General features: G+C 55.8%; 3 protein-coding genes. All 3 read left to right on the plus strand.

Annotated features, from left to right (window positions below):
• Nucleotides 1-67: 67 nt before the first annotated feature.
• Nucleotides 68-1879 carry a translation elongation factor 4 gene (gene lepA / locus ACR0P9_RS09780; protein ID WP_432619659.1) on the plus strand — a complete coding sequence of 604 codons (1812 nt, stop codon included), beginning with the start codon at nucleotides 68-70 and terminating at the stop codon, nucleotides 1877-1879.
• Nucleotides 1869-2981, plus strand: coding sequence for a radical SAM family heme chaperone HemW (gene hemW, locus ACR0P9_RS09785; protein ID WP_432619661.1), 1113 nt, complete (start codon nucleotides 1869-1871; stop codon nucleotides 2979-2981). The genes lepA and hemW overlap by 11 nt, the downstream gene beginning before the upstream one ends.
• Before the next feature lie 52 nt (nucleotides 2982-3033).
• Nucleotides 3034-3198 (plus strand): ACT domain-containing protein (locus tag ACR0P9_RS09790; RefSeq protein WP_432619663.1); only part of this gene is annotated, 165 nt, incomplete at its 3' end.

Consider the following 3198-nt stretch of genomic DNA (forward strand, 5'->3'; position numbering starts at 1 on the left):
CGGTATTTTGTCCGATTTTACTTTGCACACATCCGCCGCGGCAAAAGGCGGTGGAAAGGAGATATGCATGAAAGATCAATCCCTAATCCGTAATTTCTCCATCGTCGCGCACATCGACCACGGCAAGTCCACGCTGGCAGATCGCCTGCTGGAAAAATGCCATACTGTCACCCAGCGCGAAATGGAAAGCCAGCTGCTGGACAGTATGGATCTGGAGCGCGAGCGCGGCATCACCATCAAAGCCCGCGCTGTCCGTATGGACTACGAGGCCTCAGACGGCAAGACCTATCAGATGAACCTGATTGACACCCCGGGTCATGTCGATTTTAACTACGAGGTATCTCGCTCTCTGGCAGCCTGTGAAGGTGCTGTACTCGTTGTCGATGCCACGCAGGGCATCGAAGCGCAGACGCTCGCAAACACCTATCTCGCCATCGAGAACAATCTGGAGGTTCTGCCGGTCGTCAACAAAATTGACCTGCCGAGCGCAGATCCGCAGCGCGCCAAGCACGAAATTGAAGATGTCATTGGCATTCCGGCAGAGGATGCACCGGAAGTCTCTGCGAAAATGGGCACCAACATCGAAGAGGTGCTCGAACGCATTGTCACGGATATTCCGGCACCGGACGGCGATGCCAATGCTCCGCTGCAGGCACTGATTTTTGACAGCCAATATGATTCCTATCGCGGTGTCATCGTCTATATCCGCGTCATGCAGGGCACGATTCGTCCGGGCATGAAGGTCAAAATGATGGCAACCGGCGCAGAATTTCAGGTCGTGGAAACCGGCTACATGCGTCCGCTGACGCTGGAACCGGCTGCCGACGGTTTGGCTGCCGGTGAAGTTGGCTACTTCACCGCGTCCATCAAAAATGTCACGGACACCCGCGTCGGTGATACCGTCACCGGCGTAGAGCATCCGGCACCGGAAGCCCTGCCGGGCTACCGCAAGGTACAGCCGATGGTATTTTCCGGTATTTATCCAGCAGACGGCGCCAAGTATCCGGATCTGCGCGATGCACTGGAAAAATTGCAGCTCAACGACGCCTCTCTGACCTTTGAGCCGGAAAGCTCCGTGGCTCTGGGCTTCGGTTTCCGCTGCGGCTTCCTCGGTCTCTTGCACATGGAGATCATCCAGGAGCGTCTGGAACGCGAATATGATTTGGATCTCATCACAACCGCACCGAGCGTTATCTACAAAATCAAGCGCACGGACGGCGAAGAGGAATATATCGACAATCCGCTCAACTATCCTGACCCGACAACGCTGGACTATGCAGAAGAGCCGTATGTCAAGGCGAGCATCATGACGCCGAGCGAATATGTCGGCAACATCATGGAGCTGTGTCAGGAGCGGCGCGGCATCTACAAAGACATGGAGTACATTGACTCCGACCGCGTAGAGATGCACTACGAGCTGCCGCTCGGCGAAATTATCTATGATTTCTTCGATGCCCTCAAGTCGCGTACCCGCGGCTATGCTTCTCTGGACTACGAGCTGATCGGCTACCGCAAGTCTGAGCTGGTCAAGCTGGATCTGCTGCTCAACGGCGATCCGGTCGATGCGCTGTCGTTTATCGTCCACACGGACAAGGCGTATGCGCGGGCACGAAAGATTGTCGAAAAGCTCAAGGAGAATATCCCGCGCCAGATGTTTGAAATTCCGGTGCAGGCGGCAATCGGCAACAAGATTATCGCCCGCGAGACCATCAAGGCGATGCGCAAGGACGTTCTTGCCAAGTGCTACGGCGGCGATATTACCCGAAAGAAAAAGCTGCTCGAAAAGCAGAAGGAAGGCAAAAAGCGAATGCGTGCCCTCGGCTCGGTACAGGTTCCGCAGGAAGCCTTCATGGCTGTACTCAAGCTGGATGAAGAATAAGCTCGGTCTGTATCTTCACGTGCCGTTTTGCGCGGCAAAATGCAGTTATTGCGACTTTTATTCGCTGTCCGGCAAACTGGAACAGCGCGACGCCTACACAGAGCGGATGATGCAAGACATCCGGCAGCAATCTGCCGTCTGTCGAGATTTTTCCATCGACACGATTTATTTCGGCGGCGGCACGCCGAGCCTGCTCGGCGGACAGCGCATCGCGCAGATTTTGCAGGCGATTGCTGCCAATTACGATGTAGAACCCGATGCGGAAATCACCGTAGAGGCCAATCCCGACTCGATGACGGATGAGTTTCTCACGGTTTCCCGCGAAGCCGGTGTCAATCGGCTGTCGATGGGCATCCAGTCCGCCGATGATCGGGAGCTGCAAGCACTCGGACGCATTCACACATTCGCGCAGGCACGCGACGCCTTTTTCCGCGCGAGAACGGCAGGATTTGCCAATCTCAGCGTTGATCTCATGTACGCCCTGCCCAACCAGAGCATGGAGCAGCTCATTCGCTCTCTGGATGCGCTGCTGGAGTTACAGCCGGAGCATCTGTCATGCTACGGGCTGACGCTGGAAGAGCACACACCGCTCGGTAGACAGCATCCCATTCTGCCGGATGAGGACACGCAGGCGGACATGTATCTGGCGGTCTGTGACCGGATGCGCCGCGCTGGATTTGCGCACTATGAAATCTCGAATTTTGCCAAACCCGGCTTCGCCAGTCGGCACAACAGCCGCTACTGGAAACAAAGTCCGTATCTCGGCTTTGGCCCGGGCGCACACGGCGATTTTGCCGGAGAACGCTATGAAATTCCGCGCGATTTGTCCGCGTGGCTGCGCGGACAAGCCCAGCCGCAGCGCGAGGACGAGCGCGACATTGACCGCGCCGCAGAGTATATCATGCTGTCGCTCCGGACTTCTGCCGGTTTTGACGCAGATTTTTACACCAAACAGTTTTCGGCAGACCCCACGCCCGTTCAGCGGGTTCTCTCTTCTCTGCCCAAACAATATGTTCATCATACCGACTCTCGATGGTCTCTCACCGAGGACGGTTTTCTCCTTTCCAACGCCGTGATTGTCTCGGTGCTGGAGGAGATTTGATACAAAACACTTTCCCACCACCCCACATTTAGGAGGAAGACACATGCGTGCAATGTTAACTGTAGCTGGCAAGGATCGCACCGGCGTAATTGCCAAGATTTCCAACACTCTGTTTGAACACAACGTCAACATCGTGGACGTGCGCCAGAACATCATGGGCGGCGATCTGTTCGCCATGATTATGCTGGTTGAGCTGGAGGGCTGCGACATCAGCTTC

The sequence above is a fragment of the Butyricicoccus sp. genome, from assembly GCF_050872565.1.
In the GTDB taxonomy this organism is placed as follows: Bacteria; Bacillota; Clostridia; order Oscillospirales; family Butyricicoccaceae; genus Butyricicoccus_A.

Bases quoted from the DNA above. Each gene is read 5' to 3' on its own strand.
- lepA (WP_432619659.1), top strand. From the start codon at position 68: ATGAAAGATCAATCCCTAATCCGTAATTTCTCCATCGTCGCGCACATC.
- hemW (WP_432619661.1), top strand. From the start codon at position 1,869: ATGAAGAATAAGCTCGGTCTGTATCTTCACGTGCCGTTTTGCGCGGCA.